This window comes from Streptomyces sp. NPDC030893 (assembly GCF_055571535.1).
The window spans coordinates 1-15,330 of sequence record NZ_JBVIFC010000028.1; the positions used below are offsets into that span (position 1 = coordinate 1).

The 15,330-nt window shown below is 73.6% G+C and carries 15 protein-coding genes; 14 read left to right on the top strand and 1 reads right to left on the bottom strand.

Annotated elements, in window-relative coordinates; genetic code table 11:
• Nucleotides 1–214: 214 nt before the first annotated feature.
• The gene (locus ACZ434_RS31635) at nt 215–1,090 is read left to right on the top strand and encodes a hypothetical protein (protein WP_468461965.1); all 876 of its coding nucleotides are present in this window, start codon (nt 215–217) and stop codon (nt 1,088–1,090) included.
• Between the two features lie 106 nt (nt 1,091–1,196).
• Nucleotides 1,197–1,754, top strand: a complete 558-nt coding sequence (locus ACZ434_RS31640) for a Uma2 family endonuclease (RefSeq protein ID WP_468461967.1) — start codon at nt 1,197–1,199, stop codon at nt 1,752–1,754.
• Here the strand turns inward: ACZ434_RS31640 and ACZ434_RS31645 are convergent.
• Nucleotides 1,696–2,925 carry a pyridoxal phosphate-dependent aminotransferase gene (locus tag ACZ434_RS31645; protein WP_468461969.1) on the bottom strand — a complete coding sequence of 410 codons (1,230 nt, stop codon included), beginning with the start codon at nt 2,923–2,925 and terminating at the stop codon, nt 1,696–1,698. The two genes, ACZ434_RS31640 and ACZ434_RS31645, sit on opposite strands and share 59 nt — an antisense overlap.
• Before the next feature lie 138 nt (nt 2,926–3,063).
• Here ACZ434_RS31645 and ACZ434_RS31650 point away from each other — a divergent pair, with 138 nt between their 5' ends.
• The 12 genes from ACZ434_RS31650 to ACZ434_RS31705 all read left to right on the top strand — a co-directional run bounded on the left by ACZ434_RS31650 (nt 3,064) and on the right by ACZ434_RS31705 (nt 15,265).
• Nucleotides 3,064–3,330 (top strand): hypothetical protein, encoded by a 267-nt coding sequence (locus tag ACZ434_RS31650; RefSeq protein WP_468461971.1) that lies wholly within the window; start codon nt 3,064–3,066, stop codon nt 3,328–3,330.
• 404 nt (nt 3,331–3,734) lie between these two features.
• A complete protein-coding gene (locus ACZ434_RS31655; protein WP_468461973.1) occupies nt 3,735–4,268 on the top strand; it encodes a DUF2617 family protein in 534 nt (177 codons plus the stop codon).
• 59 nt (nt 4,269–4,327) lie between these two features.
• A complete protein-coding gene (locus ACZ434_RS31660) occupies nt 4,328–5,995 on the top strand; it encodes a polyamine aminopropyltransferase (protein WP_468461975.1) in 1,668 nt (555 codons plus the stop codon).
• 85 nt (nt 5,996–6,080) lie between these two features.
• On the top strand, nt 6,081–6,974 hold the full coding sequence (locus ACZ434_RS31665) for an SRPBCC domain-containing protein (RefSeq protein ID WP_468461977.1): 894 nt from the start codon (nt 6,081–6,083) through the stop codon (nt 6,972–6,974).
• A 565-nt stretch (nt 6,975–7,539) separates the two neighbouring features.
• A complete protein-coding gene (locus ACZ434_RS31670) occupies nt 7,540–8,328 on the top strand; it encodes an aldose epimerase family protein (protein ID WP_468461979.1) in 789 nt (262 codons plus the stop codon).
• Nucleotides 8,329–8,338: 10 nt separating this feature from the next.
• Nucleotides 8,339–8,887: an orotate phosphoribosyltransferase gene (gene pyrE / locus ACZ434_RS31675; RefSeq protein WP_468461981.1), complete on the top strand. Its 549-nt coding sequence runs from the start codon at nt 8,339–8,341 to the stop codon at nt 8,885–8,887.
• 164 nt (nt 8,888–9,051) lie between these two features.
• Complete coding sequence (fbaA, locus tag ACZ434_RS31680) at nt 9,052–10,083, top strand: class II fructose-bisphosphate aldolase (RefSeq protein WP_468461983.1); 1,032 nt, start codon at nt 9,052–9,054, stop codon at nt 10,081–10,083.
• 63 nt (nt 10,084–10,146) lie between these two features.
• Nucleotides 10,147–11,616, top strand: a complete 1,470-nt coding sequence (locus ACZ434_RS31685) for an MFS transporter (protein WP_468461985.1) — start codon at nt 10,147–10,149, stop codon at nt 11,614–11,616.
• Nucleotides 11,617–11,633: 17 nt separating this feature from the next.
• Nucleotides 11,634–12,047 (top strand): DUF3151 domain-containing protein, encoded by a 414-nt coding sequence (locus ACZ434_RS31690; RefSeq protein WP_468461987.1) that lies wholly within the window; start codon nt 11,634–11,636, stop codon nt 12,045–12,047.
• A gap of 148 nt (nt 12,048–12,195) precedes the next feature.
• On the top strand, nt 12,196–13,026 hold the full coding sequence (locus ACZ434_RS31695) for a tryptophan 2,3-dioxygenase family protein (RefSeq protein WP_468461989.1): 831 nt from the start codon (nt 12,196–12,198) through the stop codon (nt 13,024–13,026).
• Nucleotides 13,019–14,224, top strand: coding sequence for a kynureninase (gene kynU, locus ACZ434_RS31700; protein WP_468461991.1), 1,206 nt, complete (start codon nt 13,019–13,021; stop codon nt 14,222–14,224). The genes ACZ434_RS31695 and kynU overlap by 8 nt, the downstream gene beginning before the upstream one ends.
• Nucleotides 14,225–14,401: 177 nt before the next feature.
• Entirely contained in the window at nt 14,402–15,265 is an 864-nt protein-coding gene (locus ACZ434_RS31705; RefSeq protein ID WP_468461993.1) for an alpha/beta hydrolase, read from the top strand.
• Nucleotides 15,266–15,330 lie beyond the last annotated feature (65 nt).

Consider the following 15,330-nt stretch of genomic DNA (forward strand, 5'->3'; position numbering starts at 1 on the left):
ACCCCCCAGGTCATCCGTTCGACAGAGGGGACACAGTCATACCGGGCCCGGAGGCCAGCAGCCCCATTGCAGGACCGCGAAAAACATAACGGGGGAGGCGGGTGGCTACGTTCGCCGAAAGAAGCTCGACGAACGCAAACAAGAACGGCCCCCGTCCAGGACTAGCACTCCTGGAGCGAGGGCCTCACCGATCAGGAAGCATAGGCCCTTCCCAATGGCTGATTGGCAGTCTAGCGCGCGCGTGCGCGCCGCCGCCGGAGCTCCGACATCCGGCGTGATTCATGTACGTACCCGCCTCACCACCGACTTCACCGTGATCTCCAACGCCCTCGCCCAGCGGCGCTGCAGCGCGGTCACCGTCGGCGTCGCGGTCTACATCTCCTCGCTGCCCGAGGGCTCCCCCGTGACGATCGCCGCCCTGTGCGCGCACTTCACCGAGGGCGAGATCCTCATCTCGCGCGCCCTGCGGGAACTGGAAGCCGCCGGCTACCTGGAACGCCGCCGCGAGCGGCTGCCGAACGGCCGGATCCGCACGCGGACGTACTTCTACGCCGTACCGGGCGCCGACGGCAGCACCGATCCGGACCCGGACGGGCCGCCGCCGCCCGAGCCGCCCGCTCCGCGAAGGGCCCGCGAACGGCCCGCCACCGCACCGGCCGCGACCGCGATCGTGACCGAGCCCGCGCCGCCGGTGGCACTCGCCGACGCCGACCCCGAGGCCGTTGCCGTTCTCAGTGCCCTGCAACGGGTCGATCCCCGCCTGAGCCTGTCCGTGCGGGAGGCGGCACGGCTCGCGCCGGCCGTCTCCGAGTGGCTCGCGGCGGGCCTCGGAAGGGTGCAGATCGTCAAAGTGCTGACAGAGGGCCTTCCCGACCACCTCCTGACCCGCCCGGCGGGCATCCTCGCCTACCGCCTGCGCGACGTCCCACTGGCCGCCCCACCCCTCGCACCGACACCGGCGCACGGCGACGCACACCCCGCCGTCCTCCCCTTCCAGACCTGCGACGGCTGCGACAAGGCGTTCCGAGCAGCGGAGCCTGGACAGTGTCGTAGCTGCCGGTCGGTGGGCCGTCTCCGTGTCGCCGGCTGAGCCGATGGCTGCGACCCCGTCCGGGCCGATCTCACGGCCGTGCGGCAGCACTCGGTCGCACGGCACGGTTCGCCGTATCCTGACCGCACAGGGGAAGGAGCCGTCCATGAGCGCCGACGCGATCGTGCACACCGAGTTTCCCGAGGGGTACACGGTCCTGTTCGGGGCCGACGGCAAGGTGATCATGACCCCGCAGAGCGAAGAGCACTCCAGCACCATCAGGTCGATGCAGATCGACTCCGCTCTCGCCCTCGGACGCCACGCGAAGGTCACCTCGGATGTCTGCATCGACTTTCCCGCCGACGAGAACTCCGCCCCCGATCTGGCGATCCTGCGCGAGGACGCCCGCCGGGAGGGCAAGCGTTACAGCTTCGAGGACGTCCTGCTGATCTCCGAGGTCGTCTCGACCTCCTCCGCACGCAAGGACTACGACGACTGCACGGAGAAGTACGGCCGCTACGGAATTCCCATCTACCTGGTGGTTGACCCCTACGCCCAGGAAGTCGTCCTCCACACGCAGCCGACCGGCACCGGTTACATCGCGGCCCACACCCACAAGTACGGCACGGGCAAGCTCCCCATCCCCCTGTCCGACGGCCGCACCTTCACTCTCGACCTCGACGAACTCCCCCGTCCGGAGCCCGAGACGACCACCGGTCCTTGAGGCGCCGGGCGGCCTCCTCCAGGACGGACGTCTTCTTGCAGAAGGCGAAGCGGACGAACGGGGCGCCCATGTCGTGGTGGTCGTAGAAGACGGCCGTGGGGATGGCGACGACGCCGGCGCGTTCGGGGAGGGTGCGGCAGAAGGTGATGCCGTCGGTCTCGCCCAGGGGGCGGATGTCGGCGGTGATGAAGTAGGTGCCGGAGGGGCGGTAGACGGTGAGGCCCGCTTGCTCCAGGCCGGTCGCCAGGAGGTCGCGCTTGGTCCGCAGGTCGTCCCGGAGCCCGGTGAAGTACGCCTCGGGGAGGGCGAGGGCCTCGGCGATCGCGTACTGGAAGGGGCCCGCGGAGACGTAGGTCAGGTACTGCTTCGCCGAGCGGACCGCCGTGATCAGGGGCGGGGCGGCCGTGACCCAGCCGACCTTCCAGCCGGTGAAGGAGAAGGTCTTGCCGGCGCTGGAGATGGTGACCGTGCGCTCGCGCATGCCGGGGAGGCCGGCCAGGGGGATGTGTTCGGCGTCGTTGAAGACGAGGTGTTCGTAGACCTCGTCGGTGACGACGAGCAGGTCGCGTTCCACCGCCAGTTCGGCGATCGCGGTCAGTTCCCCGCGGGTGAGGACCGTGCCGGTCGGGTTGTGCGGGGTGTTGAGCAGCAGCAGGCGGGTGCGGTCGGTGACGGCGTCGCGCAGTTCGTCCAGGTCGAGGCGGAAGCGGCCGTCGCGCGGGCGGAGCGTGACGGGGACGCGGGTGCCGCCGGCCATGGCGATGCAGGCCGCGTAGGAGTCGTAGTACGGCTCGAGGGCGATCACCTCGTCGCCGGGTTCCACCAGCGCGAGCAGGGCGGCCGCGATGGCCTCCGTGGCGCCCGCGGTGACCAGGACCTCGGTGTCGGGGTCGTAGGAGAGGTCGTAGCGGCGGCGCTGGTGCGCGGTGACGGCGGTGCGCAGTTCCGGGACGCCGGGACCCGGCGGGTACTGGTTGCCGCGGCCGTCGCGCAGCGCCCGTACGGCGGCGTCCCTGACCTCCTCGGGGCCGTCGGTGTCGGGGAAGCCCTGGCCCAGGTTGATGGAACCGGTCCGCAGGGCCAGGGCCGACATCTCGGCGAAGACCGTCGTCCCGAACTCGGCGAGCCGGCGGTTGAGGAGGGGGCGCGCGCTGGAGGTCATGGCGGTCATCCTGCGCCGAACCTCTGGAGTTGCTCAACTCCGCTTTGGGCCGCCCGGGCGCCGGGCATCTCCCGGTCACCCGCGTGAGCGAGGTGCCCACGGGGGGCTGCTTCGGGGGTCACGGGGGACGGAAGGAGGGGTGGGGCCATGGAGATCGGCGTCATCTCGATCGTGCTGGCCGTGCTGTTCTTCGGGATCGGCTGGGCCGGCACCAGGGGGTCCACGCGCCGGATGGAGCGTCGGGCGGGACGAGCGTCCGGGGGCCGCCGCGGGCGGGCCGGCAGCGAGAGCTGGTGGGCCCGCAGCGGCGACGGGGGTGGCGGGCACGCCGGGTGCGGATCGTCCTCCGGCGGTGGCCCGTCCTGCGGAGGCGGGTCGTCGTGCGGGGGCGGATGCGGCGGCGGAGGCGGCTGACACGGGGCAGCTCGCCTCCGCTTCGGGGGAAGGCGCATCCGCGCCGGCGGGGTCCGCACCTGGGCGGGCCCCGCCGATGTCGTGGAGCGGTGGCGGGGAGTCCGGTTCCGGTTGGCCTGCGGGCCGGTGGAGCGCGCGGGCGTACGCCGTCTCCCGGGGGCGTACTCACGTGTTGAACAGTTGAACTGGGGAGCCCCCGAGGGGATGTAAAGCCCCCGAAGTTGGGTAAAAACGCTGTGGTGGCGCCACAGTTCATGATTCCCTATAAATCACCAGCGCAGCCCTCGGACTCCCCGCGGATCCTTCCTCCGGCCGGGCGACCGGGCTGACGGGCCGAGTTCCCCGATGCGACCGGGGCGCGCGGACCCATATCTCCCCTCCTTGTGCGCTTGCGGAGCCGATCCATGCTCACGACCCTGAAGACCGCCTATTCCGACACGCGCGCGGCCGACCTCGCCTGGGCCCTGGGGCGTGAGCCGCTCCCCGCGCTGGCCGTACTCGACCTCGAACTGACCGGAGTGAAGCTCCAGTTGCGTCTGCTCGGCGCGTCCCACCAGGTGCTGGTGGAGGAGGAGCGGGGCGTCTGCTCGGAGACGGTGGCGTGCATTCCGGGCAGCAGTACGCCCCTTCCGCTGGGCGTGGCCAAGCGGGTGGGCGACTGGGAGTACGAGTTCGCCGCCCGGGTGGAGGTGCTGACGCCGGGTTCCTTCGCGGGCCGGGCGCAGGAGCTGCTGGCCCTGGTCTCCGACCATCCGCAGGGCCTCGCCGGGGTGTTCCCGGGCAGCCCGCACGCGTTCACGGCGATGCTCGCCCAGCGGCACGAGGGCCAGGTGCACTGGCGGACCTGGCACGCGTACCCGCAGGACGGGCAGTTGGTGGCCACCCGGACCCGGGTCGGGGTGCGGGCGATGGCCCATTCCGGAGTGGGGTGGGCGTAAACAAATTTCACGCGTGTGGGTGACGATGCGCGGTGGGGCCGTGACGTAACGTCGCTGGGGTGATCGAACCGCAGGCCCCCGCACCGCCCGGTTCCGCGCAGTCCTGGGACGGGCCCGGTGGCGACGCGGGGAGTGCGCTGCGGCTGCCCGTGCGGCAGGGCACCGGGCGGTTCCTGGTCCTCGCGGGCGTGTTCGTGTGCGCCGCCTGCGGACTCGTGTACGAGCTGGAACTGGTGGCGCTGGCCACGTACTTGATGGGCGACTCGGTCGCGCAGACGTCCGTCGTGCTGTCCGTGATGGTCTTCGCGATGGGTATCGGCTCGCTGGCCGCGAAGCGGCTGCGGCGGCACGCGGCGGCCGGTTTCGGCGCCGTCGAGGCGGCCCTGGCGCTGGTCGGCGGATGCAGCGCGATGGCCCTGTACGCGGTGTTCGCCTGGACGGGCGACTGGGGCGGCGTGTGGGCCGGCGGACCGCGCACGCTGCTGGTGGCCTTCTCCCTCGCCACCGGGTTGCTGATCGGGGCCGAGGTGCCGCTGCTGATGGAGCTGATCCAGCGGATCCGCCGGCAGGACGCGGGGGGCGCGGTCGCCGACCTGTCCGCCGCGGACTACGTGGGCGCCCTGGTGGGCGGGCTCGCCTTTCCCTTCCTTCTCCTGCCGCTGCTGGGGCAGTTGACCGGCGCGCTGATCACGGGCGCCGTCAACGCGGTCGTCGGCGCGGCGCTGGTCCTCGGACTGTTCCGGCAGGACCTCACCCGCCGCGCCCGCCGGCTGCTGGTGGTTGTCAACGTGTGCGTGCTCGCGGTCCTCGGCACCGCCGCCGCCCTGGTCGACGACTTCGAGCGGGCCGCCCGGCACGCCATGTACGGCCCGGACGTACGGGTGGCCCTGCACACCGGCGTGCAGGAGGTGCTGATCACCGGCGGCCGGGACGGGCGGCCGGTGAACCTGTTCCTCGACGGGCGGCTGCGGGTCAGCGGCCGGGACGAACTCCGCTACCACGAGGCGCTGGTGCGTCCCGCGATGAACGGGCCGCACACACGTGTGCTCGTCCTCGGCGGCGGGGACGGGCTGGCCGTGCGCGAGGTGCTGCGCCACGGCGGTGTGCGCCGGGTCGACGTCGTCGACCTCGACGCGGGCGTGGTGCGGCTGGCCCGCCGCGACCCGGCCCTGTCCGAGCTGAACGCGCACGCCCTGGACGACCCGCGCGTGCGCGTGACCACCGCGGACGCCTTCGACTGGCTGCGGGGCGCGCCCCCGGCCGCGTACGACGTGGTCGTCTCGGATCTTCCGCATCCCGGGATCACCGCGAGTACGAAGCTGTACTCGCAGGAGTTCTACGGGCTGGCCCGGCGGGTGCTGGCGCCCGGCGGGCGGCTCGTGGTGCACGGGGGAGCGGTGGCGCACCGCCCGCGCGACTTCTGGACGGTGGACGCGACGCTCCGCGCGGCGGGATTCCACACCGCCGCCTACCGGGTGCGCGGCCGGCAGGCCGGATTCGCCGCCGGGCCCGACCGCAGCCCCGTGAGCACCGCCCACGCCCACCGCGACTGGGGGTTCGTGCTGGCGGCCCGCCACCGTCGTCCCGAGCCGGCTCTGGACCCGTCCGGACCGCCCGCCCGCACGCTCACCGACGCCTCCCTCGCGGCGGACCTCCGCGCCGCCGAGCGCACCCGCGTGCGCGGTCTGCCGCCGTCCACGCTGCTCCACCCGCGCTACGCCGACTGAGCCCCATACCGCGTTCCGCACCGACGCGCGCGACTTCCCGCCGACGGGGGTGCAGCCACGCGTCGGCTGGGTAGGCTCCGCACTCATGGAGCACGAGGTGTTCGTTCCGGTCGAGGAGGAGCGGCTCAGGGAGGTGCTGGACGACCCCGCGCGGGTCGCCCGGGCGGTGCCCGGGCTCCAGCACGACGCCGGCGCGGATCCCGTCGCCGGCCGCCTGAAGGTCCGCGTCGGCAGCCACTCCGTCACCTACCGGGGGGCCCTGCGGGTCTCCGCGCGGGGCGACGGCTCCCACGCCGTCGAGGGTGAGGCGTCCGAGACGCGGGGCAGCGGCTCGGTGAAGCTGGCGCTGCGGTTGCGTACGCGGTCGGAGGACGCCGGCACGACCCTGGTCGTCACCGGCACGGCGACGGCCGACGGCCGCGTCACGGAACTGCCCCCGGAGGCGGTCGCGGCGGCCGTGACCCGCCTGCTGAACCGCTTCGCGCAGAACCTCGGACGCGTGGCGGCGGAGCCCGCCGCCGTGAACCCGGAATCACCCGAACTCCTCTCCACCGGTGACTTCGAGCCCCAGGCCACCACCGACTTCGAGACCACCCCGGACGCGGACGACACCCCGCCGCCGGTGCCCGCTCCGGACGAGTCCGGCACCTCCGTCTTCGACACGGAGATCCCGCCGCCCTCCCTCGCCGACGAGGCCGACGACGAGGATGGCGACGAGGCCGACGACGAGGCCGACGACCACGACTCCGGCGACATCCCCGACGGGGATTCCGTCGCGGAGGCGGCCCACGCCCGGCGGACGATGATCGGCCGCAGCGCCGAGGAGGTGGACCACGCTCCGCCCCGCGGCCGCTACGCCCCCGTCCCGGCCCCCCAGACGGTCTCCTCCCCCACCTCCCTGCGCTGGGCCGCCCCCGCGGCAGCCCTGGCGGTCGCCTCGGCGGTGGTGGCGATCCGCGCCCTCCGCAGACGCCGCTGAGCCCTGGCCGGGCGGGTGCGCGGCCGGCTCCGTCGCGCCGCGCGGTACGAACCGGGTGGGCGTGCGTGCGGGGTCGCCGCGGCGGCTCACGCGCTGTCGGGTGTTCGTGGTCCGTCCTGCGTGAACGTGGCGAGCGTTGCCCGCCGGGGCTGCCAAGGGTGGCCGGCTCCGTCGTGCCGCGTGGCCGCGGTCGGGGTTCGTGCGGTTCGGGGGTGTCTCGTGTCGGGCGACGTGTACCGGGCGGGCCCGGCGCGGTGGCTCAGGGGCTGTCGCGTGTTCGTGGTCCGGGCCGCATGGCGTGGCGGGGGGTGGTGGTCGCCCACCGCGCGGGAGGCGGCTCGGCGCTCCGGCTGTGGAGCGGGCGTCGGCCGTTGGGCAGGGCGCCCGTGCGGCGCGGGGCCTCGGTGGCCCCGCGGTTCCGGGCGAGAGCAGGGCGCGGGCGCGCTGCCGTACCGCTCGGGGCGAACCGGTACCCGTCGCCCACGTCGCGAGGGCGTCGCCCCGGCCGGGTGCCCGCGTTCCGGCAGGGGCACGTCCTCTTGATCGTCCCAGTAGGGTCGTTGGTGTGAGTAACGAACACATCACGCTGACCGCGGGCGACGCGGAAGCGGACGTGCTGCCGGGGAACGGCGGGCGGGTCGGTGGGCTGCGGGTCGGGGGCGTGGAGTTGCTGCGACAGGGGGAGCGGTTCGGGTGCTTCCCGATGGTGCCCTGGTGCGGACGGATCCGTGAGGGCCGCTTCCAGGACGGCGCCACCGTACGGCAGATGCCGCTCAACGCCCCGCCGCACGCCATCCACGGCACCGCACGCGACGCCGCCTGGCGCACCGCCCGCAAGACCGCCGACGAGGCCGTCCTCACGTACGACCTGGCCGAGCCGTGGCCGTACCCGGGGCGGGTCACCCAGCAGGTCGCGCTCACCGGGGACTCCCTGACGCTGACGATGAGCGTGGAGACGTACGAGTCGTCCTTCCCGGCGCAGATCGGCTGGCACCCCTGGTTCAACCGCGGCCTCGGCGGCGAGGACGTGGTGATCGACTTCGCGCCCGCCTGGCAGGAGGAGCGGGGCGAGGACCACCTGCCCACCGGGCGGCGGACCGACCCGCGGCCGGGCCCCTGGGACGACTGCTTCGGGATGCCCGGCGGCGTGGACGTCACCCTCACCTGGCCGGGCCTGCTGGAGCTGAAGGTGACCAGCCGGGAGGAGTGGGTCGTGGTGTACGACGAGCAGCGCGAGGCCGTCTGCGTGGAGCCGCAGACCGGACCGCCCAACGGGCTGAACACGCATCCGCGCCTGGTCACCCCCCTGGAGCCGCTCGAGGCGTCGACCACCTGGACCTGGACCCGCCTTTAAGCTGACCGGTATGACGGACACACGCGGCGCGCTGCTGCAGCAGATCAAGGACAAGGCCGTGGTGCACGGCAAGGTGACCCTCTCCTCCGGTCTGGAGGCCGACTACTACGTCGACCTGCGCCGCGTCACCCTCGACGGCGAGGCCGCCCCGCTGGTCGGGCAGGTGCTGCTGGACCTGACCGCGGAGCTGGAGTTCGACGCCGTGGGCGGGCTGACCATGGGCGCCGACCCGGTCGCCGCCGCGATGCTGCACGCCGCCGCCGCGCGGGGCCGGAGGCTGGACGCCTTCGTCGTGCGCAAGGCCGCCAAGGCGCACGGGCTGCAGCGGCGCGTGGAGGGCCCGGACATCAGGGGCCGGCGCGTGCTCGTCGTCGAGGACACCTCCACCACCGGCGGCTCCCCGCTGACCGCGGTCGAGGCCGTGCGCGAGGCCGGCGCGGAGGTCGTGGCCGTCGCGACCATCGTCGACCGGGCCACCGGCGCCGCCGAGAAGATCCAGGAGGGCGCCGGGGTGCCGTACCTCTTCGCCTACGGCAAGGACGAGCTGGGCCTGGACTGACCGGCAGGGCCCCGGGCCGGCGGGCCCGACCGGTCCGCGGACGGAGGGATGGACCTTCCGGCCGAGTCTGGAAGGATGGGCGCGACAATGACGTCGCTTCCAAGGTTCCAGGTCAGGGCCGACAGTACGCAGCACGCCACACCGCACGCTTAAGGAGCGGACAGATGCCCATCGCAACTCCCGAGGTCTACAACGAGATGCTGGACCGGGCGAAGGCGGAGAAGTTCGCCTACCCGGCCATCAACGTCACGTCGTCGCAGACCCTGCACGCGGCACTGCGCGGCTTCGCCGAGGCGGAGAGCGACGGCATCGTCCAGATCTCCACGGGCGGCGCCGAGTTCCTGGGCGGCCAGCACAGCAAGGACATGGTGACCGGCGCGGTCGCCCTGGCCGAGTTCGCGCACATCGTCGCCGAGAAGTACGACGTCAGCATCGCCCTGCACACCGACCACTGCCCGAAGGACAAGCTCGACGGGTACGTACGCCCGCTGCTCGCGGTGTCCGAGGAGCGCGTCAAGGCCGGCCGCAACCCGCTGTTCCAGTCGCACATGTGGGACGGCTCCGCCGAGACCCTCGCGGACAACCTCTCCATCGCCCAGGAGCTCCTCGAGCGCGCCCGCGCCGCGAAGATCATCCTGGAGGTCGAGATCACCCCGACCGGCGGCGAGGAGGACGGCGTCTCGCACGAGATCAACGACTCCCTCTACACCACGGTCGACGACGCGGTCCGCACCGCGGAGGCCCTCGGCCTCGGCGACAAGGGCCGCTACCTGCTCGCCGCGTCCTTCGGCAACGTGCACGGCGTGTACAAGCCGGGCAACGTCGTCCTCCGCCCCGAGCTGCTGAAGGAGCTCAACGAGGGCGTCGCCGCCAAGTACGGCAAGCCGGCCGGCTCCCAGCCGTTCGACTTCGTCTTCCACGGCGGCTCCGGCTCCACCCCGGAGGAGATCCTCACCGCGCTGGAGAACGGCGTCGTGAAGATGAACATCGACACCGACACCCAGTACGCGTTCACCCGTCCGGTCGCCGACCACATGTTCCGCAACTACGACGGCGTCCTGAAGGTCGACGGCGAGGTCGGCAACAAGAAGACCTACGACCCGCGCACCTGGGGCAAGCTCGCCGAGGCGTCCATGGCCGCCCGCGTCGTCGAGGCCTGCCAGAACCTGCGCTCGACGGGCACCCGCATCAAGTAGCACGCCCGTGGAACGTGAGCCCGGCACCGCACGCGGTGCCGGGCTCTTCCGTATGCTCGCCGCATGCCCGACGTCCGGCTGGCCTCACCGCAGGGCAAGTGGATCCTCCTCACCACGGTGCTCGGCGCCGGCATGGCCCTGCTCGACTCGACCGTCGTCAACGTGGCCCTCCCGCGCATCGGCCGCGACCTCGACGCCGACCTCGGCGCCCTCCAGTGGACCGTCAACGCCTACATGGTCACGCTGGCCGGGCTGATCCTGCTCGGCGGGGCGCTGGGCGACCGGTTCGGGCGGCGCCGGGTGTTCGTCGTGGGGGTGCTGTGGTTCGCGGCGGCCTCCCTGCTGTGCGGGCTCGCCCCGAACGCCGAGGCGCTCATCGCCGCACGTGCCCTCCAGGGCGTCGGCGGGGCGCTGCTCACCCCCGGCTCCCTCGCCCTCATCCAGGCCTCCTTCCACCCCGACGACCGGGGCCGCGCGGTGGGCCTGTGGTCCGGGTTCGGCGGGGTCGGCGCGGCGGTCGGCCCGTTCCTCGGCGGCTGGCTGGTGGACGGGCCCGGCTGGCGCTGGGTGTTCCTGATCAACGTGCCGCTCGCCCTGGTGTGCGCCCCCGTCGCCGTACGGCACGTCCCGGAGTCGTCGGGCGGGAAGGCCGAGGGCCGCTTCGACGTCCTCGGCGCCGCGCTCGGCGCGATCGCCCTCGCGCTGGTGACGTACGCGCTGATCGAGGCCGAGGGGGGTTCCCCGTCGGCCGTCGTCTCGGCCGTCGCCGGCCTGGCCGCCGCGGTCGCCTTCGTCCTCGTCGAAAGGCGCCGCCCGGACCCGATGCTGCCGCTCGGCATCTTCGCCTCCCGCCAGTTCTCGGCGGTCAACGCCGTCACGCTGTGCGTATACGCGGCGTTCGGCGGGTTCTTCTTCCTCGCCGCGCTCCAGCTCCAGGTCGTCGTCGGCTGGTCGGCGCTGGCCGCCGGTACGGCCCTGCTGCCCACCACCGCCCTGATGCTGCTGCTCTCCGCCCGCTCGGGCGAACTCGGCGACCGGATCGGCCCGCGCGTCCCGCTCACCGTCGGACCGCTGCTGTGCGCCGCCGGGATGCTGCTGATGCTGCGGGTCGGGCCGGGCGCCTCGTACGCCGGCGACGTCCTGCCCGCGCTGCTCGTGCTCGGCCTCGGCATGGTCACCCTGGTCGCGCCGCTCACCGCGACCGTCCTCGCCTCCGTGGACACCGCCCGGGCGGGCCTGGCCAGCGGCATCAACAACGCCGCCGCCCGCGCGGCCGGCCTGGTGGCGGTGGCGGCGCTGCCGCTGCTCGCCGGGATGGGCCCGGAGGCGTACCGGCTGCCCGACGCCTTCGACGGCGCGTTCCGGCGGGCGATGGTGCTGTGCGCGGCCGTCCTGGTGGCGGGCTCCGCCCTCGCCTTCACGACCGTGCGCCGCCCCACCCCGGACTGCCGCCGGCCCGAGTGCCGCACGCACGGCAGCGTGGCGGTGCCGCCGCTGGAGGCGGGGGAGCGGCGCGGCGGTGGGGCGCGCTGATGTACGAGACTGGACCCATGTCGATTCACGAGAACCTCCTCGGGGGCCCGCCCCCGACCCACCTCCCCGACGACCCCGGCCCGCGCGAGCTGCTCGCCTCGGGCACCTCGCCCGCCGACGTCGCCGGCAAGTACCCCACCTCCTCGCTGGCCTGGGCCCGGCTGGCCGACGAGGCGTTCGAGCGGGGCAGCGTCGTGGAGTCGTACGCGTACGCCCGTACGGGCTACCACCGCGGACTGGACGCGCTGCGCCGCAACGGCTGGAAGGGCCACGGCCCGGTGCCGTGGGAGCACGAGCCGAACCGCGGCTTCCTGCGCGCCCTGCACGCCCTCGCCCGCGCCGCGCAGGCGATCGGCGAGCAGGAGGAGTACGAGCGCTGTTCGCAGTTCCTGAAGGACTCCTCGCCGACGGCGGCACAGGTCCTCGGCTGATCCGTGATGCCCCCGGGCCCGCCTGTGCGCAGGTGGGCCTTGCGGTCGTGGGGGACGATTGCGCAGGATGCACCGTGGGGACCGGGGCCCCCGTGCCGGTAACGGCAGGGGCGGACCGCTACCCGGAGTACACGTACAGGAGACAGCGATGTCCCACGAGGCTCATGAGCCGGAGACCCCGCATCTCGACTTCCGAGGAACGACCCCTTACGAGGACTACGTCAAGGCCGATGTCCTCACCCACCTCCAGCACACCCTCTCCGACGATCCGGGAGAGATGGTCTTCCTGGTCACCACCCAGGTGATGGAGCTGTGGTTCACCGTCATCGTCCACGAGTGGGAGACCGCGGCGAAGGCGCTGCGCGAGGACGACGTACCGGCCGCGACCGACGCGCTGAAGCGCTCGGTGCGGGAGCTGGAGGCGCTGAACGCGTCGTGGACGCCGCTGAGCGGACTCACCCCGGCGCAGTTCAACTCCTACCGGGGCGCCCTCGGGGAGGGCTCCGGCTTCCAGTCGGCGATGTACCGGCGCATGGAGTTCCTGCTCGGCGACAAGTCCGCGTCCATGCTGGTCCCGCACCGGGGCGCGCCGCGCGTGCACGCCGAACTGGAGAAGGCGCTGCACGAGCCGAGCCTGTACGACGAGGTGCTGCGCTTCCTCGCCCGGCGCGGGCACACGGTCCCCGAGGACGTGCTGCGGCGGGACGTGTCGCGCAAGTACGAGCCGTCGGCGGAGGTGGAGGCGGTCTGGACGGCCGTCTACTCGGGTGACGAGCGGGACGAGGTGGCCCGGCTCGGCGAGGCGCTGACCGATGTGGCCGAGCTGGTGTGGCGCTGGCGCAACGACCACCTGGTCGCCACCCGCCGCGCGATGGGCGCGAAGACCGGCACGGGCGGCTCCGCCGGGGTGGCCTGGCTGGAGAAGCGCGCGCAGAAGAGCGTGTTCCCCGAGCTGTGGACGGCGCGGTCCCATGTCTGAGCTCGCGGTGAGGGCGGAGAAGCTCGACGGAGCCGATGAACTGCGGTCCCGGCGTGCCGGGTTCGTGCTCGACGACGTGGTCTACCTGGACGGCAACTCGCTGGGCGCGCTGCCGGTGGCCGTCCCCGGACGCGTCGAGGACGTGGTGCGCCGGCAGTGGGGCGAGCTGCGGATCCGGTCCTGGACGGAAGGCGGCTGGTGGACGGCGCCGGAGCGGATCGGTGACCGGATCGCCCCGCTGGTCGGCGCGGCGGCCGGGCAGATCGTCGTCGGCGACTCGACCAGTGTCAATGTCTTCAAGGCACTTGTGGGAGCGGTGCGGCTGGCCCGGCTGTCCGGCCCGGAGCGGGACGAGATCGTCGTCGACGCGACCACGTTCCCCACGGACGGCTACATCGCCGAGTCGGCGGCCCGGATGACCGGCTGCACCCTGCGCCCGGTGACGCCGTCCGAGGTCCCGGGCGCGCTCGGCGACCGCACGGCCGCCGTGCTGCTCAACCACGTGGACTACCGCACCGGCCGGCTGCACGACCTGCCGTCGCTGACGGCGGCGGTGCACGCGGCGGGGGCGTACGCCGTCTGGGACCTGTGCCACAGCGCGGGCGCGCTGCCGGTCGGGCTGGACGGGCACGGCGTGGACCTGGCGGTCGGCTGCACCTACAAGTACCTGAACGGGGGCCCCGGTTCGCCGGCGTTCCTGTATGTGCGCGCGGAGCTGCAGGACCGCTTCGACTCCCCGCTGCCCGGCTGGAACTCCCATGCGGAGCCCTTCGGGATGCGTGCGGAGTACGAGCCGGCGGCGGGCGCGGTGCGCGGGCGGGTCGGCACCCCGGACATCCTCTCCATGCTCGCCCTGGAGGCGGCGCTGGAGGTCTGGGACGGCGTGACGATCGACGCGGTCAGGGCCAAGTCGCTGGCGCTGACGGACTTCTTCCTGGAGTGCGTCGAGACGTACGTTCCCGGGGGCCGCGTGGAGTGCGTGACACCGCGTGCGCATCCGGAGCGGGGCAGTCAGGTCGCGCTGCGCTGCCCGGACGCCGGTGAGGTGATGAAGCGGCTGATCGAGCGGGGTGTGGTCGGCGACTTCCGGCAGCCGGACGTCCTCCGGTTCGGCTTCACCCCGCTGTACGTCGGTTTCGCCGATGCGGAGCGGGCGGCGCGGGTGCTGGCGGAGGTCCTGGCGGAGGTGCCGGCGTAGGCGCGGCCCGGGAGGCGGTGCCCGCGATGCGGTGCCGGGGGTGCCGCCTCCCGGGCGCGCTGACCGAGAGTGACATCCGCATGTCGGGGCGGTCGGACGCCCTGATACCGTCCCGGCCAAACGGCCGCGCGAGTCCCGTCGGACCGTCACCTACGTTGTATCGCTGAGAGGTTGAGCATGACGGACGACGTCGCAGCCGCCCGGGCCGCAGCCGAGGAGGAGTCGGCCCTCTCCCACACACCCGTGGAACCCGATGCCACGGCGGCCTACGGCGACGACCCGGACCAGCTGATCGACTTCCACGTCCCGCGCGGGGCGGGCGGGCCCGCGCCCGTGGTCGTGGTCCTGCACGGCGGCGCCTGGCGGGCACCGTACGACAGGCGCCACATCAGCCCGTTCGCGGCGTTCCTCGCCGGGCGGGGCTTCGCCGTGGCCAGCGTCGAGTACCGGCGCGGGGACGCGGGCGGCGACCCCGCGGTCGCCGGGCGGTGGCCGGACACCTTCGACGACGTCGCCGCCGCGATGGACGCGCTGCCCGCGCTGATACGCCGGCACCTGCCGCGGGCCGACCCGCGGCGGACCGTCCTCACGGGGCACTCGGCGGGCGGGCACCTGGCCCTGTGGGCCGCCGCGCGGCACGTCCTCCCGGCCGGCTCCCCCTGGCGCACCGCCGCCCCCGCGCCACTGCGGGGCGTCGTCGCCCTCGCCCCGGTCGCGGACTTCGCGGTCGCCGGCAAGCTCGGCGTCTGCGGCGAAGCGGCCCGGCAACTCCTCGGCGGAGACGACCACTTCGCCGAACGCCGCCCCCACGCCGACCCCGCCCTCCTGCTCCCCACCGGCATCGCCACCACCCTGGTGCAGGGACGCACCGACCTCGACGTCCCCCAGGCGGTCGCCGAGTCGTACGCGGAGGCGGCGGCGCAGGCGGGCGAGGTGGTGGGGATGACCCTCCTGGAGGACGTCGGCCACTTCCCCCTGATCGACCCGGCGGCGGACGCCTGCGCGGTGGTCGCGGAGGAGATCGCCCAACTGGCCTGGTGAGCCACCCGGGCGGGGGCTCCCGTCATACCCGTAATACCTGAGAGCCACCTCGCGGCTGAGTTCCC